21 protein-coding genes are annotated in these 22,059 nt (G+C 38.6%); 13 read left to right on the top strand and 8 right to left on the bottom strand.

Going from position 1 to position 22,059, the window contains the following annotated elements; translation table 11 throughout:
* The first annotated feature begins 241 nt into the window (after positions 1-241).
* On the top strand, positions 242-1,795 hold the full coding sequence (locus VIH09_RS04040) for an aldehyde dehydrogenase family protein (RefSeq protein ID WP_331578137.1): 1,554 nt from the start codon (positions 242-244) through the stop codon (positions 1,793-1,795).
* Between the two features lie 103 nt (positions 1,796-1,898).
* Here VIH09_RS04040 and VIH09_RS04035 read toward each other — a convergent pair whose 3' ends face one another.
* The 3 genes from VIH09_RS04035 to VIH09_RS04025 form a co-directional block, all read right to left on the bottom strand.
* Entirely contained in the window at positions 1,899-2,402 is a 504-nt protein-coding gene (locus VIH09_RS04035) for a DUF6646 family protein (RefSeq protein ID WP_331578135.1), read from the bottom strand.
* Between the two features lie 47 nt (positions 2,403-2,449).
* Positions 2,450-3,184: a metallophosphoesterase gene (locus tag VIH09_RS04030; protein WP_331578133.1), complete on the bottom strand. Its 735-nt coding sequence runs from the start codon at positions 3,182-3,184 to the stop codon at positions 2,450-2,452.
* 505 nt (positions 3,185-3,689) lie between these two features.
* Positions 3,690-4,829, bottom strand: a complete 1,140-nt coding sequence (locus VIH09_RS04025) for an ATP-binding protein (protein WP_331578130.1) — start codon at positions 4,827-4,829, stop codon at positions 3,690-3,692.
* Between the two features lie 114 nt (positions 4,830-4,943).
* On the opposite strand from VIH09_RS04025, the gene VIH09_RS04020 reads away from it, so the two are divergent.
* Positions 4,944-5,753: a DUF4382 domain-containing protein gene (locus VIH09_RS04020; RefSeq protein ID WP_331578128.1), complete on the top strand. Its 810-nt coding sequence runs from the start codon at positions 4,944-4,946 to the stop codon at positions 5,751-5,753.
* 130 nt (positions 5,754-5,883) lie between these two features.
* On the opposite strand, the gene VIH09_RS04015 is transcribed toward VIH09_RS04020, so the two are convergent.
* Both VIH09_RS04015 and VIH09_RS04010 read right to left on the bottom strand, forming a co-directional pair.
* Positions 5,884-6,636 carry an SDR family NAD(P)-dependent oxidoreductase gene (locus VIH09_RS04015; protein WP_331578126.1) on the bottom strand — a complete coding sequence of 251 codons (753 nt, stop codon included), beginning with the start codon at positions 6,634-6,636 and terminating at the stop codon, positions 5,884-5,886.
* A gap of 79 nt (positions 6,637-6,715) precedes the next feature.
* Positions 6,716-7,588: an aldo/keto reductase gene (locus tag VIH09_RS04010; protein WP_331578124.1), complete on the bottom strand. Its 873-nt coding sequence runs from the start codon at positions 7,586-7,588 to the stop codon at positions 6,716-6,718.
* A gap of 212 nt (positions 7,589-7,800) precedes the next feature.
* On the opposite strand from VIH09_RS04010, the gene VIH09_RS04005 reads away from it, so the two are divergent.
* From VIH09_RS04005 to VIH09_RS03970, 8 genes are all read left to right on the top strand, one after another.
* Positions 7,801-8,805: a MoxR family ATPase gene (locus VIH09_RS04005; protein ID WP_331578122.1), complete on the top strand. Its 1,005-nt coding sequence runs from the start codon at positions 7,801-7,803 to the stop codon at positions 8,803-8,805.
* Positions 8,806-8,885: 80 nt separating this feature from the next.
* On the top strand, positions 8,886-9,749 hold the full coding sequence (locus tag VIH09_RS04000) for a DUF58 domain-containing protein (protein WP_331578120.1): 864 nt from the start codon (positions 8,886-8,888) through the stop codon (positions 9,747-9,749).
* A gap of 65 nt (positions 9,750-9,814) precedes the next feature.
* A complete protein-coding gene (locus VIH09_RS03995; protein WP_331578118.1) occupies positions 9,815-11,449 on the top strand; it encodes a hypothetical protein in 1,635 nt (544 codons plus the stop codon).
* Positions 11,449-12,450, top strand: a complete 1,002-nt coding sequence (locus VIH09_RS03990; RefSeq protein WP_331578116.1) for a VWA domain-containing protein — start codon at positions 11,449-11,451, stop codon at positions 12,448-12,450. Before VIH09_RS03995 ends, VIH09_RS03990 begins: the two co-directional genes overlap by 1 nt.
* 106 nt (positions 12,451-12,556) lie before the next feature.
* Positions 12,557-13,591 (top strand): VWA domain-containing protein, encoded by a 1,035-nt coding sequence (locus VIH09_RS03985; RefSeq protein WP_331578114.1) that lies wholly within the window; start codon positions 12,557-12,559, stop codon positions 13,589-13,591.
* A gap of 53 nt (positions 13,592-13,644) precedes the next feature.
* Positions 13,645-14,415 (top strand): tetratricopeptide repeat protein, encoded by a 771-nt coding sequence (locus VIH09_RS03980; RefSeq protein WP_331578112.1) that lies wholly within the window; start codon positions 13,645-13,647, stop codon positions 14,413-14,415.
* 123 nt (positions 14,416-14,538) lie between these two features.
* A complete protein-coding gene (locus VIH09_RS03975) occupies positions 14,539-16,287 on the top strand; it encodes a BatD family protein (protein ID WP_331578110.1) in 1,749 nt (582 codons plus the stop codon).
* Between the two features lie 39 nt (positions 16,288-16,326).
* Complete coding sequence (locus VIH09_RS03970; RefSeq protein WP_331578108.1) at positions 16,327-17,070, top strand: tetratricopeptide repeat protein; 744 nt, start codon at positions 16,327-16,329, stop codon at positions 17,068-17,070.
* Between the two features lie 37 nt (positions 17,071-17,107).
* Here the strand turns inward: VIH09_RS03970 and VIH09_RS03965 are convergent, their stop codons facing one another.
* Positions 17,108-17,629 carry a CvpA family protein gene (locus tag VIH09_RS03965; protein WP_331578106.1) on the bottom strand — a complete coding sequence of 174 codons (522 nt, stop codon included), beginning with the start codon at positions 17,627-17,629 and terminating at the stop codon, positions 17,108-17,110.
* 144 nt (positions 17,630-17,773) lie between these two features.
* Between VIH09_RS03965 and VIH09_RS03960 the strand changes: the two genes are divergently transcribed.
* From VIH09_RS03960 to VIH09_RS03950, 3 genes are all read left to right on the top strand, one after another.
* The gene (locus VIH09_RS03960) at positions 17,774-18,130 is read left to right on the top strand and encodes a hypothetical protein (RefSeq protein ID WP_331578104.1); all 357 of its coding nucleotides are present in this window, start codon (positions 17,774-17,776) and stop codon (positions 18,128-18,130) included.
* Positions 18,131-18,220: 90 nt separating this feature from the next.
* A complete protein-coding gene (gene pheS, locus VIH09_RS03955; RefSeq protein ID WP_331578102.1) occupies positions 18,221-19,240 on the top strand; it encodes a phenylalanine--tRNA ligase subunit alpha in 1,020 nt (339 codons plus the stop codon).
* 104 nt (positions 19,241-19,344) lie between these two features.
* Positions 19,345-19,752 (top strand): hypothetical protein, encoded by a 408-nt coding sequence (locus VIH09_RS03950; protein WP_331578100.1) that lies wholly within the window; start codon positions 19,345-19,347, stop codon positions 19,750-19,752.
* 105 nt (positions 19,753-19,857) lie between these two features.
* On the opposite strand, the gene VIH09_RS03945 is transcribed toward VIH09_RS03950, so the two are convergent.
* Both VIH09_RS03945 and VIH09_RS03940 read right to left on the bottom strand, forming a co-directional pair.
* Complete coding sequence (locus VIH09_RS03945) at positions 19,858-20,853, bottom strand: NAD(P)H-dependent glycerol-3-phosphate dehydrogenase (RefSeq protein WP_331578098.1); 996 nt, start codon at positions 20,851-20,853, stop codon at positions 19,858-19,860.
* 296 nt (positions 20,854-21,149) lie between these two features.
* The coding region (locus VIH09_RS03940) for an iron-containing alcohol dehydrogenase (RefSeq protein WP_331578096.1) at positions 21,150-22,059 on the bottom strand (910 nt) is incomplete at its 5' end.

The following is a 22,059-nucleotide window of genomic DNA, read 5'->3' as shown; positions in this document are numbered from 1 at the left end:
TCTTTTCCTCCTTAAAGAAAGGAGAAAAAGGATGTCACTTCCATCGGGGCTAGAAAGCGGCTGTCATTAAATTTTATGAATTATTTCGAAGTTTCGGAATGCACAAGCCCACATGGCAGATGATTTAAATAAAAATCTCTCCGGACCTTAAGGATATTTTACAATCTGAATTTTGTATAATACGTCTTTAAACAATATCTTTACAAAAAATATTATAACAATTTATACCAAAAAAGTTACAATGATAACAATAGCAAATCAATTCGGAATGGAAGAGGCTTTGGCTCAGTTGGGCATAAAAGACATAAATGAAGGTACTTCAACAGGTTTAAATCATTTTTCAAACGGAGAAATCCTAGAAAGTTATTCACCTGTCGACGGACAATTGATAGCAAAAGTGAGAACTTCAACAGCTGCCGATTACGAAAAGGTAATGCAAACGGCAACAGAAGCTTTCAAAACATTCAGAACGATGCCAGCGCCACAACGTGGTGAAATCGTGCGTCAATTTGGAGAGAAATTGCGTAAAAACAAGGAAGCATTAGGGAAATTGGTTTCTTACGAAATGGGGAAATCATTACAAGAAGGATACGGAGAAGTTCAGGAAATGATTGACATCTGTGATTTTGCAGTGGGACTTTCCCGTCAATTGCACGGACTTACGATGCATTCTGAACGTCCTGGACACAGAATGTACGAACAATACCATCCAATGGGAGTTGTTGGAATCATTTCGGCTTTCAACTTTCCGGTAGCCGTTTGGGCTTGGAATACCGCTTTGGCTTGGATCTGTGGTGATGTTTGCGTTTGGAAACCATCAGAAAAAACACCGTTATGCGGAATTGCCTGTCAGAACATTATTGCTGAGGTGATTAAAGAAAATAACCTTCCAGAAGGAATCTCTTGTTTGATTAACGGAGATTACAAAGTGGGAGAAATGATGACTAACGACAAACGTATTCCTTTAATTTCTGCAACGGGTTCAACTCGTATGGGAAAAATTGTGGCACAAACAGTTGCTGGTCGATTGGGTAGATCATTATTGGAATTAGGAGGAAACAATGCGATTATTGTGACTCCGGATGCTGATATAAAAATGACTGTTATCGGTTCTGTTTTTGGAGCGGTAGGGACAGCGGGACAACGTTGTACGTCAACACGTCGTTTGATCATTCACGAAAGTATATACGATAAAGTAAAAGAAGCAATTGTTTCAGCATACAAACAATTGCGCATAGGAAATCCATTGGATGAAAACAACCATGTTGGTCCGCTGATCGACACGCATGCAGTTGAAATGTACAACAAAGCTTTAGCGAAAGTAGTTGCCGAAGGTGGGAAAATCCTTGTTGAAGGTGGCGTTCTTTCTGGCGAAGGTTACGAAAGCGGATGTTACGTTAAACCGGCAATTGCCGAAGCAGAAAACACATTCGAAATCGTGCAGCATGAGACTTTTGCACCAGTATTGTATTTGTTGAAATATTCTGGAGACGTGATGGATGCTATTGCTATCCAAAACGGAGTGGCACAAGGATTGTCATCTGCGATCATGACCAATAACTTGCGTGAGGCAGAATTGTTTTTATCTGTTGTAGGTTCAGATTGTGGGATTGCCAATGTAAACATCGGAACCTCAGGTGCTGAAATCGGTGGTGCTTTTGGAGGAGAAAAAGAAACGGGTGGCGGACGTGAGTCTGGATCTGATGCTTGGAAAGTGTATATGAGAAGACAAACCAATACCATCAACTACACCACAAGTTTACCTTTATCACAAGGAATAAAATTTGATTTGTAAGAAGAAATAATCATAATAAAAAAGGCAATTTGAAAACTCAAATTGCCTTTTTTTATTTTAGAACCTTTTTTAATCTTTTATAGAAATTGTTGCCTTAATGCTTCTACAAATTAAAAGAAGCACCAACATTTAATGTAAACTGGTTGTTTAGATTGTGTCCAAAATCAGTGTTATTTTTGTCATATTTGGCAATAGGAATTCCCGCTTCTCCAAACAATCCAAAACCGTCAGTGAAGAAATAGCGGAAACCCAGATGGGCACCAAAATTTTTCAATCCTAAATCCAGTCCAGGATAGATATCCATGTTAGGCTCTAGCTGCATTACACTTCCCAAGTTTGCATTAAATCTGGCTTTTAGGTCCACTCGATCTCCAAAAGTCGGGTTTTCACCATTCAATGGGTTGGTACGTACAGATAATAAGTAATTTCCGGTAAGCCCCAGAGACATGTTTTCCCCAATCCCAAAATCAGACGATAAAAAAATGCCGGTTCCGCCGTCTTGCAGGTTAAGCCCCACTTGTCCCTTAACATCTCCATTTCCTTTGAAGGCTTGAGCATTAATTAGACCAAAAGATAATAGTAATGATAGTGTAATAAATTTTTTCATGTTTCAGATGGGTTATAAATTCAGCGGCGAAATTAGTTTAATAAATCTTAATTCCGTCCTTTTTCATCAAAATACAGTACGTTCAAGGGTTCGCTTTGCCAGAATTCTTTAGTGTTGACATCCATGATTGTCAATGCGCCTTTGAATGCAGCCCCCGTGTCCATGTTCCAGACGCAGGCCATTTGGAGCGGAGTGGTTTTTCCGATGCGCGTAACAGGGGTGTGCCCAATATAGACTTCGTCATATAAAGTAAGTCGTTTGGGATATAATAAATCATTTGGCTTGATGCTCCGGTCCAACGATAAGGCAGTTTCCCACAAGGTTCTGTCCCAATAAAATAGTTTGGGGTAAAACTCATAGGTTACACCATTCATATTGGTAAAGCCCGCATGTACAAACAGACGATTCTTTTCATCAATATGATAATCTTGCAGAGAATCCAAGAAATCAATGTGCAGTTGCCTTCTGGTGGAATCCACGTCCTCATACGCTAAAACCGTTGCTTCGCCGCCATGTTTATACCATAAAAGGTTATCTGTATTGTCTTTGTTGTCTTTGAGCCAATGGAGGACCAGTTCGTCATGATTCCCACGAATGAAAATGCAGTTGTTTGTGCTGTTCAATTCGATTAAGAAATCAATGACCTGCGGAGATTGGCTCCAGCCATCGACATAATCTCCCAGAAAAATCAGGCTGTCTTGGGGAGTTACCTTCGCTCTTTCCATTATTTGATGCAGCGCGCGCAAACCGCCGTGTATGTCGCCTATGACTAATGTTCTCATTTGATGTGTTCTCAATTGGGTTTTCTAAAATAGATTAAATACTGTTTTATTAGTTCATAAAAATAGGCAAAAGAGGGAACACCCAAGGATTTTTAACTGTTTTTTTCGAAAAAAAATAGTATAAAGCGGCTCAATTTCATCCGTAATTTAACGAAAAATTCAATTTTGCTTGGTGACTAAACCTATGGGAACGAAATGATTGTTTTCGCCGACACTGAAATATACCCAGATTTGGTGATTGATTAGATTAAAAATTAAGGTTAACTTTACAAAAAAATTAAAACGCCAAGAAAATGAATGCAATTATCGCTTTTTCACTTTTAATTATACGTGCTATATTCCATTTTATAAATGATATTTTATTTGCGTAGAAGTATCGCTGTCTTTCTGCCAGAACTAAAGTAGGAGGTTAATAAAGCGCCTCTTGGTTTTATTAAAACAGTTGGGTCAGTTTGATGGTAGTGAAATAATACCCGTCATTGCCCCTGAAAAAGGCAACGGCGGCTTACTGCACGTCATATTTCATCTTCCGCAAAATCCTCATGGCTTCCTTAAAAGACAAATATATTTGTGGATAAGGTTTCAAAAACGGTTTGGCTTCAATCAGTTTTTCTTTGGCATCATCAAATCCGTTAAGATAACAAATCATGAAAGTCGAAGACAGATTTTCCATATCCTTTTGTTCCCGTTCATTTAATGTCTGCCCATTTTTCAGTTTTTTTAATAAGGCGATATTGGAGTTATAAATATGGTAAAGCATTTTACGATTGAATTCCGGCGGCTGAAAAAGCATTTCGCTTTCAATCTTATAGTAACCATTCTCATAAAAATAAATGGTTTGTTTCTCCAATGGATAATAGCTCGTTTTGTCATTCAAGCCCAAGGGAACATATTCCGTAATGGTAAATGAATCCTCGTCATAGGTAATCGTGACCACATCATGTGCCGAATAGAACAGCTTTACTTGTTCATTAATCAGTTCAATGTCAACACGGGACAAAAAAGTTTTATCACGGACTCTTTTAGGAACCCCAGCCCAGCAAATGACAAATAATTCCTTGAACACTTTGTATTTTGGAGACATGTCTTTATGGCGAAAATTCATGAAATCAAAAACGCCGTCCAGGGTATATTCGATGTTGTTGCGGGAACTGTTTTCAATTCCTATGACGGTTTCGGCGTTTTGATAGCTCTTTTCAATTTTGCCCTCGGTTGGTGTGGTATTGCTTCCCCGTCTGATAAAAACACTGCTGGCAGAAATGGTGTGAATTCCTTTTTTGAAAAAGGAACTGTTCTTTTTTGGTTTTATGGTTACCAGCCCAACCACTTTATCTTTGGGTAGATTCGGAAAAGGGACATTCTCATATTGGATTTTCGGCGGGTTTTCCAGATAGGCATTCACCAAATTCTGAATATGACTGTCGTCAAAAAAATCGTCCCCGACAATCTCGTTGTCCTGGTCTTCAACCCCTACAACAATATAGGAATTGTTTGCGGGATTAGAATTAGACAATGCGCAAATATGTTTCAAGAACTTTGCTTTTCCTTCTCGAGTGTGTAAATTCAACTGCCGTTTTTTGTCATAAAAACTGCACTCGTCATTGTAGGCGAGTAAGTTTTTGATTAAGAGGCGTTTGTTGATCATTTGATTGGTATTAGCGCGACTCGAGGCGTAGCTAAAAGCACATCTGTTCTTTTGACTTGCAATTTTAGTGTTTTTTTGCCGTTGTTAATATACTAATTATAATAAACAAAAAATATGAAAAGGATTAAAAATTACCTATTGGGTTTTTTCACAATGTCGTTAATGGGACTGGTTCTCGTAGGATGTGAAAGTAATAATGATGCCTCAGGGACATCAACGATCATGGTCAGAATGACCGATGCCCCGGGAGATTATGACGAGGTAAATATTGATGTTAAGGACGTTCTGATGAAAACAACGACAGAAACTGATGACAGCGAAGGCTGGGTTAGTATCGGGAACGTTACTCCAGGAATGTACAATTTATTGGATTTAACCGGCGGAGTAAATGTTTTATTGGCAGACAATGTCGTTCCTTCAGGTTATTTGGGGCAAATTAGATTGCTTCTGGGGGATAATAATACGGTGGTTAAAGATGGTGTGACTTATCCATTGAAGACGCCAAGCGCTCAACAGTCAGGATTGAAGTTGAAAATTAACCAAACCCTACTTGCTGGTGCGACCTATGATTTTCTGTTGGATTTCGATGTAGAACATTCAATTGTTGTTCAAGCCGGGACTTCAGGGAATTACAACCTACATCCAGTGATTAATGTGTCAACAATGGTGACCTCAGGAGTCATCAAGGGGGTTATTGACCCGGTTCTGGTAGGATTTCAGGTTATGGCTTCCGTTCAAGTGGGAGACGTCACAGTTACTGCTTATGCAAACGAAGAAGGTATGTTTCAACTAAACGGCATTCCGGCAGGAACATACAGCGTTACTTTGACTCCGGATGTGGCTTCAGGGAAGGAAATAAAAACAATTTTGGATGTGGTTGTGACAAATGGAATAGTTACCGACATGGGTAATATTACGTTGTAAAACACTAATCAAAAAATATTTAAACAAAAAAACAGCTGTATTTCAGCTGTTTTTTTTGTTCTCTTAATTTGCAAAAGATTTATGGCTATTTCGGTATTCCATACCAATTAAAAACTGGCTCTTAGTTTAATTAATTTTTTTTCACAATGGTCGACGATGCTTGAGCCGTACCCATAACGACCAAATCGGCAATGTTGACGTGATACGGTCTGGAAACCACAAAATGAATGATGTCAGCGATGTCCTCAGGCTGCAATGGATCGAAGCCCTTATATACATTTGAGGCTCTGTCAACATCTCCTTTGAAACGGACCTCACTGAATTCCGTTTGCACCATTCCGGGATGAATGGCTCCAACCCTTATTCCAAATGGGTTCAGGTCCATACGCATTCCTTGGTTCAAGGCATCAACGGCGTGTTTTGTGGCGCAATAGACATTTCCGTTCGGATACACTTCCTTAGCGGCAGTGGAACCGATATTGATGATATGACCCGATTTTCTTTCGATCATCTGGGGGATGATGGCTTTTGAAACATATAAAAGTCCTTTTACATTGATGTCAATCATGGCATCCCAATCGTCCAAATCACCGTTTTGAATGGGGTCTAAACCATGTGCGTTACCCGCGTTGTTAATCAGAATGTCGATTTTGGAAAAAGCTTCGGGTAAAGAATCGATTTGTTCCGAAACGGCTTTCTTGTCACGAACATCAAATTGCAGAGTGTGAACTTCGGTTAGTTTTGAAAGTGCAGATTCAAGGTCAACCAAGCGGTCTTCTCGCCTTCCGCAAAGGACGATCTTATACTTGTTTTTTGCCAATAGTTCCGCTGTTGCTCTACCGATTCCGCTTGTGGCACCAGTTATTAGGACTGTTTTATTCATAGTTTGTATTGCTAATTTCGATTGTTTGTAAATGTTTACTTGCGGAAGCAATTGTGAACGGGACAATTGAAGTCGTGATTTAAGGGACGTCCTCTCCCATGCTTTCTGCCCAGATGGCAAACCAATCTTCCTTGTCGAGATCCAATTCGACCGCTTTCATCAAGGATTGTATTCGGGCCACATTTACGGTTCCCGCGATCGGAATCACTTTTGCAGGATGTTTCAAAACCCAAGAAAGCAAAATCGTGTCGGAACCCAAATGGTATTTGGAAACTAATGTCGCCAATAGTTTTTTCAATCGGTGCGTTTGCGGAATATCTTTCCTGAAAACACAGCCTAAGGGATTCCATGACATGGGACGAATGTCATGCATTTGCATATAATCAAAACTTCCGTCTAGCATAGGTTCGAAATTAGTTGCCGAGAACTGTACCTGATTGTAGCCGATTTCTGTTTTCTGACGAATCAGTTCAGTTTGTGAAGAGGTGAAATTTGAAAGTCCAAAAGCGATGATTTTTCCCTCAGATTTTAGTTTTTCAACCGCTTCTGCAATCTCGTCGGCCTGCATCAAAGGACTCGGTCTGTGCAGCAAAAATACGTCTAAATAATCAGTCTGCAGATTCTTTAACGATTGTTCAACCGAGCGGATAATATGCGATTTGGAATAGTCGTAATGTTTGACGGTATTGTTTCTATTTTCTGACGGCATCTGAATGCCGCATTTAGAAATCAATTGCATTTTTTCTCTGGGTATTTTGCTTGAGGCAAATGCTTTTCCGAAATCGGCTTCGGTGGTATATGAACCATAAATATCGGCGTGATCAAAGGTGGTTATTTTGTTTTCCAGACAAACGTGAATCATGTTTTCCATTTCCTTTGGAGTGAGGTTTTTATCCCAAACTCCCCAATTCATGGTGCCCGCGATTATGGGTGATAATGTTGTTTTATTCATGTTTTTTATTTTTTGATGAAATCCGCGATTCTGCGATTCCGAAGTATATTTTTCAAAGTTCTTAAAAATATAAAAATTGTATCATAATTCGACCTTAAAATTAGGGCATTGGCCGAAGTTTTAACCATTTTTTAACATCTTACCTCTAAAAAAAAATTCAATTTGCACTCTCAAAAGTAAGGCATTAAACTCAAGGTTTTAAAAATATCAATATGGAAGAAAATACATCGACTTTAGACATTAGAGCAATCAATGAAAAAATAGAAAGAGAGAGCGCTTTTATCGATCTCCTGACTATGGAAATGAATAAGGTGATTGTGGGTCAAAAGCACATGGTGGAACGATTATTAATTGGACTTTTGGGTCAGGGGCATATTTTGTTGGAAGGTGTTCCTGGATTGGCAAAGACACTGGCCATAAATACGCTTTCGCAAGCGGTGCATGGCTCATTCAGCAGAATCCAGTTTACGCCCGATTTATTGCCTGCGGATGTTGTGGGAACCATGATTTACAACATAAAACAAAATGAATTCTCCATTAAAAAGGGGCCAATTTTCGCCAATTTTGTGCTAGCCGATGAGATTAACCGTGCGCCAGCCAAAGTGCAATCGGCATTATTGGAAGCGATGCAGGAAAAGCAAGTGACCATTGGCGACACTACTTTCAAGTTGGAAAGACCTTTCTTGGTTTTGGCGACTCAAAATCCAATTGAGCAAGAGGGGACATACCAACTTCCGGAAGCGCAAGTCGATCGTTTTATGTTGAAAACGGTTATCGATTACCCGAAAATGGACGAAGAGCGAATGGTTATTCGTCAAAATCTAAAAGGAAGCTACGAGAAAGTGAATCAAGTGGTTTCTGTGGAACAGATTTTACGCGCACAAGAAGCGGTTCGCGAAGTCTACATGGATGAAAAAATAGAAAAATACATTCTTGATATTGTTTTTGCCACTCGTTTTCCGGAGAAATACAAACTTGCCGATTTGAAACCGTTAATCAGTTTTGGGGCTTCGCCACGTGGAAGCATCAACTTAGCCAATGCTGCAAAATGTTACGCTTTCATCAAACGTCGCGGTTATGTTATTCCTGAGGATGTTCGTGCCGTTGTTCACGACGTGTTGCGTCACAGAATTGGGATTACCTATGAGGCGGAAGCAGAAAACATTACCTCTGTAGACATCATCAATAAAATCATCAACGAAGTAGAAGTACCTTAAAGTTTGTTTAATGTTTAAAGTTTCAAGTTGTCAGATGACAACATTGGAACATTAAACTTTTAAACTTTAAACAAATCAAAATGGATACAAAAGAGCTTTTAAAGAAAGTACGCAAAATAGAAATAAAAACCCGAAGATTGAGCGATCATATCTTTTCGGGGGAATACCATACCTCATTCAAAGGGCGTGGAATGACCTTCAGCGAGGTGCGCCAATATCAATATGGAGATGACATTCGTGCTATTGACTGGAACGTGACAGCGCGATATAACGAAGCACATGTCAAAGTTTTTGAAGAAGAACGGGAATTGACGATGATGTTGATGGTTGATATTTCTGGCTCTGAGAGTTTTGGTTCCAAAAAAGAATTCAAAAAAGACATTGTTACTGAAATTGCCGCGACAATGGCTTTCTCTGCAACGCAAAACAACGATAAAATTGGGTTGATTTTATTTTCAGACCAAATCGAACTTTACATTCCGCCCAAAAAAGGAAGATCGCATGTACTGCGCATCATACGGGAATTGATAGAATTTCAGCCGCAAAGCCAAAAAACGGACATTTCCCAGGCATTGAAGTTCTTATCGAGCACTCAAAAGAAGAAAGCCATCGTGTTCATGATTTCTGATTTCATGTCCGAAGATTATGAACAAACCCTGAAAATAGCCTCCAAGAAGCATGACATCACCGGTATTCGAGTATTTGATATTCGGGAAGAAAAGATGCCCAATATCGGCATGGTTTCGATGCTTGATGCCGAAACGGGTCAAACGCAATTGATTGATACCAGTTCGAAAACGATCCGACTCAATTACGAAAAATATTATAGGGATAAGGTGAATTATTTTAAGGAAACCTTCAGCAAGTCGGGTTCGGGCATTGTTAATACCAGAGTTGATGAAAGTTATGTGACCAAATTGTTAGGGTATTTCAAATCGAGATAGAGATTTTAGATAGATCTGAAATCAAAAATCGTTGATCTGAAATCAAAAATTTGCAAAAGTAAAAAATGAAAAACAAAGTATACCTACTAATACTGCTTCTTTCCACTGCTATTTTTGCTCAGCAAAAAAGGCTGGAAACGAGCATAGATACAACAAAAAATAAAATTGGTGCCGAGTTTAAACTAACGATAAAAACTTCGGTGGATACTTTGTCTAAAGTTGTTTTTCCTAATCTTAAAAATATTGGCGCTCTCGAAGTGATCCGTTCTTACCCTATTGATACGGTAAAAAATGACGACCGCTATGAGCTAATCAAGAAATACGGATTGACCCAATTTGATTCAGGGAAATATTCCATTCCGAGTATAAAGATTTTCATCAACAGCAAGCCGTACATGACGGATTCTCTTTTGGTGGAAGTCGCTAATGTCCAAGTCGATACTTTAAAACAAAAAATGTATGACATTAAAGGAATTACGCCAGTAAAGAGTTCGTTGGGCGACTGGTGGAAATACCTATTGGTACTGGCTTTAATTCTAGGTATTGGCGCGCTGGTGTATTGGTTTGTGAAAAAACAACAAAAGAAAAAAATTGAGGAAGAGGTTTACAAGACTCCTATTGAAAAAGCTACTAGTCTGCTTAACAGCTTAGAAAAGAAAGAGCTTTGGCAAAAAGGGGAGGTTAAAGAGTATTATAGCGAATTAACTGATATTGCGCGAAATTACATCGAGGAAGCGATAGAAATTCCCGCTATGGAAAGCACTACTTCGGAGCTGATATTGGGACTTAGAGCCGCTTCCGTCAGGAAAAAAATGACGGTTTCACAGGAAACGATACAAAACCTGGAAAGGGTTTTGAAACAGGCCGATTTAGTGAAATTTGCCAAGTCAAAACCGTTGGATTACGAAATAGAAGAAGACAAAAATAAAATTCAAAAAGCAATTATAACACTAGACAGTTCTATTCCTGTTGAGCTGGAAATCGAAGAAGACGCGATACTGAATGAAGCACAAAAGCAAAAACAGATTCAAATCCAATTACGTAAAAAGAGAAAAAGAAGAATTCTGATTACGGCCGCTTCAGTTATTTTCTTGCTGTTAGCCATAACAAGTTACTTCGTTGCGACTAAAGGTTTTCGCTACGTGAAGGATACGATAGTCGGAAACCAAAGTAAAGAATTACTGGAAGGGGAATGGATAAAAAGCACCTACGGAAATCCAGGGGTTAATATAGAAACTCCAGAAGTGCTGAAAAGGATAGATTTGACAAAGTCATTGCCCAAAAACGGATTGGCGCTCATCAAAGAAATGAATTCTTTTGCCCTTGGCGGTGTTACTGATGATTTTTACTTGATGGTTTCCACTTATAAATACAAACAAGACTCAACAGCAGTTGATTTGAAAAAGTCATTAGAAGTTACCTTGCAGACATTAGAATCGCAGGGAGCGCAAAACATGATCGTGAAACAAGAAGATTTCGAAACGAAAGAGGGCATAACCGGGATAAAAGGATACGGTACCTTTTTGAGAGTAAATGACAAATCGGTAGGAAGCGAAAAATTATATTACGAAATAATTTTATTCGGCCAAGAAGGGGGATTGCAACAAATTATGATTATCCACGAAGATGGCGATTCCTATGCAAACGAAATAGCAGACAGGGTGTTGAGCTCGGTCGAATTAATACAAGTAAGTAAATAATGACGAAAATAACTTTTCTAAATCCTGATTTTTTCTGGTTGTTCCTTTTGATTCCAATTGCCATTATCTGGCAGGTTTTGAAAAGAAATGATCAATCGGTGACTTTAAAAATCAGTTCAATTCAAGGATTCAAGGGATCGACCTCTTTGCTGGCAAGGCTGAAACCTTTTTTGAGCGTATTGCGATTATTGGCGTTAAGCTCCTTAATTGTAGCCATGGCGAGACCAAGAACGGTCGATATAAGCAATAGAACTAAAACGACCAAGGGAATCGATATTGTCATGGCTGTTGACGTTTCCGGAAGTATGTTGGCCAAAGACTTGAAACCGAACCGGATGGAAGCCCTGAAAAGAGTGGCAGCCGATTTTGTGGACGAAAGACCTAACGATAGGATTGGACTTGTGGTGTATGCCTCCGAAGCCTATACAAAAACGCCGGTAACCAGCGACAAAGCGGTCGTTCTCGAGGCGATCAAGAGCATAAAATACGACAATGTTTTGCAAGACGGAACAGGAATTGGGATGGGATTGGCCACGGCAGTAAACAGGTTGAAAGACAGCAAGGCCAAAAGTAAAGTGATTATTCTTTTGACGGACGGGGTTAATAATGCCGGTTTTATTGAGCCGGAGACGGCAGCAGACATTGCCAAACAATATGGAATAAAAGTATACACTATAGGAATAGGAACGAACGGTATGGCTGAATTCCCTTATGCAGTAGCTCCAAACGGTCAGTTTTTGTTTCAAATGATGAAAGTGGAAATTGATGAGAGACTAATGAAAAGCATCGCCAAAAAAACGGAAGGAAGGTATTTCCGTGCTACGAGCAACAGCAAATTGGCCGAAATTTATGGTGAAATCAACAAATTGGAAACTACCGAAATCGAAGAACTGAAGTTCTATGATTACGACGAGAAATACAGGCCTTTTGTTTGGCTTGCAGGATTTTTGCTTTTGGCAGAAATTGGTTTAAGAAATACTGTTTACAAAAGCTTCATTTAGTTTGTTAAAGAATGGAGTAAAGAGAGTCATAAATGGCACTCTATGATTTAAAATAATTTGGTGTGCTATGTTTTAGAACTTAGCGCCCTTTGTGTTTAAAAAAAATATGGAATTAGACGAAAAAAAATATTTATACCTGCTATTCATTCTTCCGTTATTGGTGTTGTTATTTCTATACAATTTGTATTGGAAACGAAAAAAACAGCGTGAATTTGGGGATTCAGACGCTATAAAGAAATTAAGTCCGGAGAAATCTACTTTTAAACCCACTTTCAAACTGGTAATTATCCTTTTGGCGTTGGCTGGATTGATAGTTGGGTTGGTGAATCCCAAAATAGGGACCAAAATGGAAACTGTGAAACGGGAGGGAATCGATATCGTTTTTGCGATGGATATTTCTAAAAGTATGCTTGCCGAAGATGTGGCTCCGAGCCGATTGGAAAAAAGCAAACAGATTGTTTCGCAGATCATAAACCAATTAGGAAACGACAGGATAGGTATCGTAGCTTACGCGGGAAGTGCGTTTCCGGTCTTGCCCATAACCACCGATTACAGCGTAGCTAAAATGTTTTTGCAAAGCATGAATCCCGGAATGGTTTCCTCGCAAGGAACCTCTCTCGATGAAGCCATCAAATTATCGGCGACCTATTTTGACGATAAAAGCAAAACGAGCAAGTTGTTGATTTTGATTTCGGACGGTGAAGACCACTCTGAAGGTGCCCAAGCGGCGGCGGAAGAAGCCAATAAGCAGGGGATGAGAATCATTACAGTGGGCATTGGAACCGAAAAAGGTGGTACTATTCCTTTGAAAAGGAACGGAATCGTAGAAAGCTATCAAAGAGACAACAATGACCAAGTTGTGGTGACTAAATTAAACCGTGCCAGTTTGGATGCCATTGCGAAGGCTACAAAAGGGGGATATGTGAACGGAAATAACACTAAGGAAGTGCTGGAATACATAAAGACAACTTTGGATAAAATTCAAAAAACAGAATTTGAATCCACGCAAATGGCCGATTTTCAGTCTCAATTTCAATGGTTTCTTGGAATAGCCTTTGGCTTGCTGTTTTTGGATTTTTTCTTATTGGAAAGAAAAACTAACTGGGTTAGGAAGTTGAATTTATTTAATGAAGAAAAGTAAATTCATATTCTTTGAAGGATTAAACCTTCTAGAATTAACAGAATTAAATTAAAATGAAAAACAATAAAAAATACATATTTACGTCTTTCTTGTTTCTGCTTTGGGGACTGGGAGCGGTATTTGCGCAGGTGAGGGATAGAAGTTTGCCTAAAGCGAATGAGGAATACGCAGACAGCAAATTTGTTGATGCTGAGGCGAATTACAGGATTTCGAACTCAAAATTCCCAAGCAGGACCATTGCTTCCTACAATTTGGGGAATGCCATATATAAGCAAAATCAGGCTTCGGAAGCAAAATTTGCATATGCAAAGTCAATTAAAAACGCCAAAACGAGACCCCAAAAACACAAAGCCTATCATAATTTGGGCAATGTTTTTATGAAGGAAAAAAATTACACCGAGGCCGTGGAGGCATATAAAAACGCGCTGCGCAACAAACCTTCGGACGATGAAACGAGATACAATTATGCCTTGGCGAAAAAAATGCTGAAGGAAAACCCTCCCAAAGACGATAAGAACAAGGACAAAAAAGATCAAGATAAAAAGGATAAAGACAACAAGGATAAGAAAGACCAAGACAAGGATAAAAAAGACGACAAGGGCGACAAGGATAAGGATAAAAAAGACAAAAAGGATAAAGACGGAAAAAATAAGGACGACAAATCTAAGGATGAAGAAAAACCAAAGCCAGCTCCTGGCGGGATTTCTAAACAACGATTAGAAAATCTTTTGGACGCGGTCAGTAACGAAGAAAAGAAAGTTCAAGACAAAGTGAACGCTTCGAAAATAAAAGGAAAGCCTACGAAAACAGAGAAAGATTGGTAAATTAATTTTAAGAAAGTAATAATTAGGCGCTGTACAGATGGCGGGTATACAAATTATAATAACAACGTAATATACTCCGTTTTGACTCCCTCTCCTTTGGAGAGGGTTGGGGAGAGGAAAAAAATGAAAAGATATATATATTTAATACTGATCAGTTTTCAGGGACTTATGGCTCAAGTGCAATTTGAGGCCAAAGTCAGCAAAACAACGCTTGGATTAAACGAAAGACTTCGTATTGATTTTGCCATGAATATTGATGGCGACAACTTTAACGAACCTTCTTTTGATGGATTTAGGGTGATTGCAGGGCCCAGCCAGCAAGTAAGCCAATCATGGGTAAATGGAAGAAGTTCCTTCGAAAAAATCTACTCATATTATCTTTTGCCGAGTCAAAAAGGAGCCTTGGTGATCAAACAAGCCACAATTGAATACAATGGTCAGGTGTACAAGACATCTCCGATAAAAATCAATGTTACGGCGGCGGTCGAACAACCAAAGGACCCAAATGACAGCAGTGTTTCAGCGGACAACAATATATATCTGGTGGCCGATATTTCTAAAATGAACCCTTATGTAAATGAACCCATTACGATAGTTTATAAATTGTATTTTACCAATGTGGGAATTTCCAATTTCAGAGAATTGGACAAGCCCAAATACAATGATTTTTGGAGCCAAAACATCGAAATAAAGCAACTTGTTGCCGAAGAGGGGATGTTTAAGGGGCAGAATTTCCGTTATGTTGTATTAAAAAAGGTGGTGTTGTATCCCCAAAAATCGGGCAAGCTTAGTATTGAGCCATTGTCGATGGATATTGACGTGCAATTGCCCAGCAACCGAAGGGATGTTTTTGGCAGAATGGTGCTGACCGAAGGCAGTAAAAGGGTGTCTGCGGGTGCGAAAACTATATTGGTAAGAGCACTTCCTGAAAAAGGCAAACCGGAAGATTTCTCGGGAGCCGTGGGTAATTTTGATTTTAAAGTTACACCCACAAAAACGGACTTGAAAAATGGAGAAAGTCTTGATTTGATCGTAAGTGTAAGCGGTAAGGGAAACATGAAATTGTTCAATTTGCCCAAGCCGGTCGTTCCTAATGCATTGGAAATGTACGATCCCGTTCACAATGAACAAGTCAACACTTCCTTGGCGGGAATGTCCGGAAAAGTGTCTGACAGTTATACTATTGTGCCTCAATACAAAGGGAACTATCCCATAAAACCGATGCGATTTTCCTATTTCGACCTGAGGTCAAGAACCTATAAAACGATAACTTCTGCCGAGGTAATGGTCAATGTGCTTGATGGACCGTCAGCCAACGACAATTCAATCTCTTCCAATTCTGAAAATGGAAAGAATAAAATTTATGGCCAGGAACAATTCAAGTTCATAAAACTCAAAACGAATCTTATCTCGAAAGACCAAAACGATTTCTTTGGTTCTCAATTGTTTTATGGATTAATATTTTTACCTTTTTTGATGTTGCCTCTTATTGTATTGTTCAAAAAGAAAAAAGAAGCTATCGATGGGGATGTGGTAGGAAACAGGATCAGAAGGAATAACAAATTAGCCAAGAAATACCTGTCGGAAGCCAAGAAACAAATCAACAATAAGGAGCCTTTTTATGTTGCCTTGGAAAAAGCCATGCATAATTTCTTGAAAGCCAAGTTGCATATAGAGACTTCTGAAATGAGCAAGGACAACATAAAGGAACTATTATTGGGCAAAAATGCCAGTCCAGCGGGAGTGAATGATTTTATTGCCCTTACCGAAAATTGTGAAATTGCTAGATATGCTCCTGCCTCAAGTGCAACAATCCAGAAGGATTACGATAAGGCGGTTGCCATAATTTCCGAACTTGAAAAACAGATATAACAATTGATAATCAGTCATACAATTGACAATTGAAATAAAATGAAAAATATTTTTTATATACTACTACTGGCCACCCAAGTTTTCTTTGCCCAAAATGGTTTTGAATCGGGGAACGATTTGTACCAAAAAGGCAAATACAAGGAAGCGGTTGAGGCCTACGAAAATGTTTTGAAAGCCAACAAACAATCAGCGGAATTGTATTTTAATCTTGGTAACTGCTATTACAAGCTCAATAAGGTGGCGCCAGCTATTTATAATTATGAAAAGGCCTTAGTGCTTAGTCCAAATGATAAAGAAGCGCAAACCAATTTGCGATTCGCGCAAAAGCGCACCATCGATGAAGTAAAAGTGATCCCTAAAGTGGGTTTCGGAAAATTACTTCGGGATTTCACGGGTATCTTTCATTATAATACCTGGGGCTGGATTTCGGTTTCCTTTTCGGTGTTGTTTCTATTGTCGTTTATTGGGTATTATTTTTCTGAATTAACCCTGTCCAAAAGGATATTCTTCTTCGGAATGTTTGTCATGTTTGTTTTGCTGCTGATCAGCGTTGCAGCAGCAATTTTCGAAAAAAGCCACTATAAAAATGAAATACCGGCGGTAGTCTTTGCCGAAATGGTTGAGGTAAAAGCAGAACCCCAAAAATTGGCGTCTAATGTTGTGACACTGCACGAAGGGACAAAAGTTTATGTGAAGGAAACGCTGCAAAACTGGAAAAAAATCCAGTTAACTGACGGCACCGAAGGTTGGATTGATAAGACCGCCATCAAAGAAGTGAAGTGATTTAGATTCCCGAATTACTAGCTTCAAAAAAGTCGTTTTAAACGACGTGCTCATCTTTTTCGTTCTTGAAATCGTTGTACCAGGTTTCCAGTGAAGGATAAATGTATTTTGATGTTTCTTGTATGGGGTTGTAAAATATGGAGTTGTTGAGTGTTTCTTCTTTGGCGATCATATTGTTTACATTGATTTTCTGAAAAAGATTGAATACGATACTCAGGAGCAATATGGTCTTTATGGCACTAAAGAAGCCTCCTGCCAGTTTGTTGATCCACCCTAAAAAAGCGAAGTCCATAATCCCGGTAAAAATTTTCGCCAATAGATGTACAGCCAAAACAACAGCTATAAATGTCAGTCCAAATGCGATTACCTCTACGTATTTTGGCGACCAAGATACGTAGCCTGCAAGGGATTTTCGAACTACATACGAGAATTTTATGGCGATGTAGATTCCCAAAATTAAAGATATCAAGGAGGCCAGCTCTAAAAAAAGGCCGTTTTTCATCCCTTTGTACAAGGCGTAAATAAGTAAAGAACCTAAAATAATATCCAAAAAACCCATAATAAGTGACTTTAGCAAAGTGAATCAACAAATATAAAAGAATAATCAAACATCCATTGTCAATTTTCAAGTTGTTATCTTTGTCGAAATAATTTTAGCGATTATGAGCCCACAATTCATAATTATTAATTCATAATTAAAATAATGTCAAGAGACACACAACTTAAAGACCGCTGGGAAAAGCTAGTGACCATACTTTCAGATCAATTTTCACAAGGTGAGGATTTGGATTTGGATGCCATCATTTATTTAATCGGAGTGCAAGAACTTGGAAAAGTTCACAGAGAATATAAAAAAGACGAGAAATTAAACCTGATGCATATCGCCATTTGCAGATTATTGGAACCTTACGGTTTCTATGAATTCGAATTTTTTGATGAAGACGGTTGGCCCCATTACAGGGTCAAAGAAGAGTTGCCGCCCCTAAAAGCGGGAGAGCAATCCGTTTTGATGAAAGAGGCAATTGTTAGTTATTTTTTGGAACGAGAAGTTATAGATTAAGGATTTTAGATTTTAGATCGCAAACTTTGAACTTTAAACTTAAACCTGAAACAAATTTTGTAAATTTGCACTCTCAATTATTGCATTAAAATGATAGATAAGATAAAAGAATATATTGGTGAAGCACAAGCTTTCTCAACACAAAACCCAGCAGAATTAGAAGCTTTCCGAATTAAATTTCTTGGAAGTAAAGGGTTGTTAAAAGAGTTTTTTGCCGAATTCAAAAATGTTCCCAACGAACAGAAAAAGGAATTTGGACAAGTAATTAACTTGTTGAAAACTTCAGCGGAAGAAAAAGTAAAATCTATACAGGAAGCTTTGGAAAACAAAGAAGAAAGCAAGGGTTTTTATGGTGATTTAACAAGATCTGGCGAGCCCGTTACTATAGGCTCCCGTCATCCTATATCCTTGGTGAAAAACCAAATCATTGACATCTTTTCAAACATTGGGTTTAACGTTTCCGAAGGACCCGAAATCGAAGATGATTGGCATAATTTCACAGCATTAAACTTGCCGGAATACCATCCTGCGCGTGACATGCAAGACACTTTTTTCATCCAGACAGATCCTGATATTTTGTTGCGTACACACACATCATCTGTGCAGGTACGTTATATGGAAAATAACAAACCGCCCATTCGTACCATTTCTCCGGGAAGGGTTTTTCGTAATGAGGCCGTTTCGTCTCGTTCACACTGTATTTTCCATCAAGTGGAAGGATTGTACATCGATAAAGACGTTTCGTTTGCTGATTTAAAGCAAACCTTGTTGCATTTCACAAAGGAAATGTTCGGGAAATCAAAAATCCGTTTGCGTCCCTCTTATTTTCCTTTTACGGAACCAAGTGCGGAAATTGATATTTACTGGGGACTGAAAACCGAAACCGATTACAGAATTACAAAGGGAACTGGATGGTTGGAAATTGGTGGTTGCGGTATGGTAGACCCTAATGTGCTTAAAAACTGCGGTATTGATTCAGAAGAATATACTGGTTTTGCGTTCGGAATGGGAATCGAGAGAATCGCGATGCTGAACTATCAGATCGGTGATATCCGAATGTTCTATGAAAATGACGTTCGTTTCTTGGAGCAATTTAAGGCGAGTATTTAAATTAGTCAAAGGTATTAAAGTCCAAAGTCGAAAGAGATGCAAATTTATATGTAATCAGACTTTTAACTTGAAGACATTAAAACTTTCAACTTTAAGACTAAGTTATGAAAAAAGACATCATCATCCCAGAAGTGGAAAACGTATTTGTAGCCGCCGTTCAAGAATGGAGCGACGATTTCATGGAGAAAGTGTGGTACGCCTATTTAGTAAATGATAGTGACTTTCTCATCGAAAGCGTTATGGTCGTTTCAAAGGCTTTTGGGACCATAGAAGGTGAAATGAAAAAAACCTCTCTATTGCGTCATGCTTTTGTAGAAGTGCCTCCTGTTTCAGTTGTGAAGATTGAAATGATGGAGAAAAGCGTTTTGGCGCTTAACAACGAGTTTATGGTTACCTTTTTCATGGACAATAAACTGTACGACAAGAAATTTATTTTTAAAGCACAATCAGTTAATGAAGAATCGACTGAAGAGGTTCCCATTTTATTCGTTGAAGGTATCATTGTGAGGTGAGTTTTATTTAAAATATATAGCAAAAAACAAAGGCGCTATCCTGATTGGATAGCGCCTTTGTTTTTATTTTTGATTATTTTATAGCTTTTAACTTAGCGAAGGCATTTAATCTAGTTTGTCCGTTAATTCTTTAAAAATGCTTTTGGCATCCTTTCCTTCGTATAAAATCTGATAGACAGCATCAATAATAGGTGTTTTGGCGCCATATCCCTGATTGAGTTTAAAGGCACTTTTTGTGGCATAATAGCCTTCAGAAACCATGCTCATTTCCAGCATAGCGCTTTTTACCGTATATCCCTTTCCAATCATGTTTCCGAACATCCTGTTTCTTGAAAAGACGGAATATCCAGTCACCAATAGATCGCCCAAATAAGCCGAATCGTTGATGTTTCGTTTCATTTTGTGGACTTTCTTGATGAATTTTTTCATCTCGCGGATGCCGTTGCTCATCAAAACGGATTGAAAATTATCACCGTAACCCAATCCATGAGCGATACCGGCAGCGATAGCGTAGATGTTTTTTAACATGGCCGCATATTCCGTTCCAATGATATCGTCGGTAATCTTGGTTTTAATGTAATTTCCGGATAGATTTTTGGCGACTATTTTTGCCTTTTCCGCGTCTCCGCAGGCTATGGTTAGATAGGACAGGCGCTCCAAGGCCACTTCTTCTGCATGACATGGACCGGTGATGACACCGATATTATAGTAAGGGATGTCGTATTTGAAGTGAAAATGTTCTCCCACAATCATGCTCGTTTCGGGAACTATCCCTTTGATGGCAGAGAAAATAACCTTGTCTTGTAGCGAAACGGTTAGTTTTTCTAGTTCGCCATTTAAAAATGCGGAAGGGATGGCAAATATGATGTAATCAGCGTAAGCGACAGCTTCATTAATGTCACTGGTCAGTTTAAGTTTTTTTGTGTCAAACTCTACTGAACTAAGATAATTAGGGTTGTGCTTGTAAGTTTTAAGATGTTCAATGGCAGATTCATTACGCATATACCATGAAACTTCAGAAAGATTCACACACAACATTTTTGTAATTGCCGTTGCCCAACTTCCGCCGCCAATCACTGCAAATTTTATATTTTCGGTCATTTTTTCATTAAATTTAACCAAAAGTACTTAAAAATGGATTAATTAAACAAAAAAATAATTGAAGATGCTTAAGTCATAAGGGGACAGAAAGAGGAACAAAGCAATTAAAACGTTTTTTATTATAATACCATACAATAAATATATTTTATTAACGTTTTAACCTACTATAAATTAAGTTTTTAATAAAAAAATAGAATTGAATTAGTTAGTTTTGTTTTGGTGTTATGAAAAGGCGTCCTGAATTAAATTCGAGAACGCCTTTTTATTTAAACGGAAAGAATTCCGGCATTTTAAATTTAATAACTCATTTCCACGATAGCTTTTACTTTGTCTAATGTGATATTTTGTTTTTCGCCTAAACCTTTCCATCCTCTCTCATCAAAACGATTCACAATGAAATCTGCCGTAGCGTCATATTCTTTGGTATAGTCAGAAAGTTTAGTGTCCATTCCCATTTTATGGAAAAATTCGACCGTTTTGTTAATGGCTTCGTTGGCCATTTCGTCTTCCGTGCCCTCTAAGTTGAAGATGCGTTTTCCGTATTGCGCCAATTTTCCTTTCTTAGTTTCAAACATGACTTTGTATAAACTTGGAGCAATAACAGCCAGTGTTCTTGCATGGTCTATTCCGTACATTGCGGTTAGTTCGTGGCCAATCATGTGAGTTGCCCAATCGCTAGGAACACCTTTTTGAATTAAGCCGTTCAAAGCCATGGTGCAGCTCCACATAAAGTTAGACGCCAAGGCATAATCTTTAGGGTTTTCAACCACTTTTGGGCCAACTTCAATTAAGGTTTGTAGAATTCCTTCGGCAATACGGTCTTGTAAATATCCTTCGTGAGGGTAGGTCAAGTATTGTTCCATGACGTGCGTATAGGCGTCAACGACTCCGTTTTGTAACTGTCTTTTCGGTAAAGATTCGATTACTGTAGGGTCGCAGATAGAGAATTTTGGAAACAAAGCAGAACCTCCAAAAGCTAATTTCTCTTTGGTGGATTCAATCGTCACTACCGCACCAGAATTCATTTCGCTTCCTGTAGCAGGCAAGGTTAATACGGTTCCGAAAGGCACTGCATTTTCCTTAATCAACAAACGTTTTTGTAAAATGTCTATTGGGTTTCCTTCAAAATTAACGGCAGCCGAAATAAATTTCACACCATCAATTACAGATCCTCCGCCGACGGCGAGGATGAAGTCGATTTTTTGT

The sequence above is a fragment of the Flavobacterium sp. genome (assembly GCF_036515215.1).
Lineage (GTDB): Bacteria > Bacteroidota > Bacteroidia > Flavobacteriales > Flavobacteriaceae > Flavobacterium.
The sequence above is the reverse complement of the archived record's forward strand: the minus strand, read 5'-3'. Positions and strand labels throughout refer to the sequence as shown.

Coding starts and splice junctions, on each gene's coding strand:
- VIH09_RS04040 (WP_331578137.1), top strand. CDS start 242: ATGATAACAATAGCAAATCAATTCGGAATGGAAGAGGCTTTGGCTCAG.
- VIH09_RS04035 (WP_331578135.1), bottom strand. CDS start 2,402: ATGAAAAAATTTATTACACTATCATTACTATTATCTTTTGGTCTAATT.
- VIH09_RS04030 (WP_331578133.1), bottom strand. CDS start 3,184: ATGAGAACATTAGTCATAGGCGACATACACGGCGGTTTGCGCGCGCTG.
- VIH09_RS04025 (WP_331578130.1), bottom strand. CDS start 4,829: ATGATCAACAAACGCCTCTTAATCAAAAACTTACTCGCCTACAATGAC.
- VIH09_RS04020 (WP_331578128.1), top strand. CDS start 4,944: ATGAAAAGGATTAAAAATTACCTATTGGGTTTTTTCACAATGTCGTTA.
- VIH09_RS04015 (WP_331578126.1), bottom strand. CDS start 6,636: ATGAATAAAACAGTCCTAATAACTGGTGCCACAAGCGGAATCGGTAGA.
- VIH09_RS04010 (WP_331578124.1), bottom strand. CDS start 7,588: ATGAATAAAACAACATTATCACCCATAATCGCGGGCACCATGAATTGG.
- VIH09_RS04005 (WP_331578122.1), top strand. CDS start 7,801: ATGGAAGAAAATACATCGACTTTAGACATTAGAGCAATCAATGAAAAA.
- VIH09_RS04000 (WP_331578120.1), top strand. CDS start 8,886: ATGGATACAAAAGAGCTTTTAAAGAAAGTACGCAAAATAGAAATAAAA.
- VIH09_RS03995 (WP_331578118.1), top strand. CDS start 9,815: ATGAAAAACAAAGTATACCTACTAATACTGCTTCTTTCCACTGCTATT.
- VIH09_RS03990 (WP_331578116.1), top strand. CDS start 11,449: ATGACGAAAATAACTTTTCTAAATCCTGATTTTTTCTGGTTGTTCCTT.
- VIH09_RS03985 (WP_331578114.1), top strand. CDS start 12,557: ATGGAATTAGACGAAAAAAAATATTTATACCTGCTATTCATTCTTCCG.
- VIH09_RS03980 (WP_331578112.1), top strand. CDS start 13,645: ATGAAAAACAATAAAAAATACATATTTACGTCTTTCTTGTTTCTGCTT.
- VIH09_RS03975 (WP_331578110.1), top strand. CDS start 14,539: ATGAAAAGATATATATATTTAATACTGATCAGTTTTCAGGGACTTATG.
- VIH09_RS03970 (WP_331578108.1), top strand. CDS start 16,327: ATGAAAAATATTTTTTATATACTACTACTGGCCACCCAAGTTTTCTTT.
- VIH09_RS03965 (WP_331578106.1), bottom strand. CDS start 17,629: ATGGGTTTTTTGGATATTATTTTAGGTTCTTTACTTATTTACGCCTTG.
- VIH09_RS03960 (WP_331578104.1), top strand. CDS start 17,774: ATGTCAAGAGACACACAACTTAAAGACCGCTGGGAAAAGCTAGTGACC.
- pheS (WP_331578102.1), top strand. CDS start 18,221: ATGATAGATAAGATAAAAGAATATATTGGTGAAGCACAAGCTTTCTCA.
- VIH09_RS03950 (WP_331578100.1), top strand. CDS start 19,345: ATGAAAAAAGACATCATCATCCCAGAAGTGGAAAACGTATTTGTAGCC.
- VIH09_RS03945 (WP_331578098.1), bottom strand. CDS start 20,853: ATGACCGAAAATATAAAATTTGCAGTGATTGGCGGCGGAAGTTGGGCA.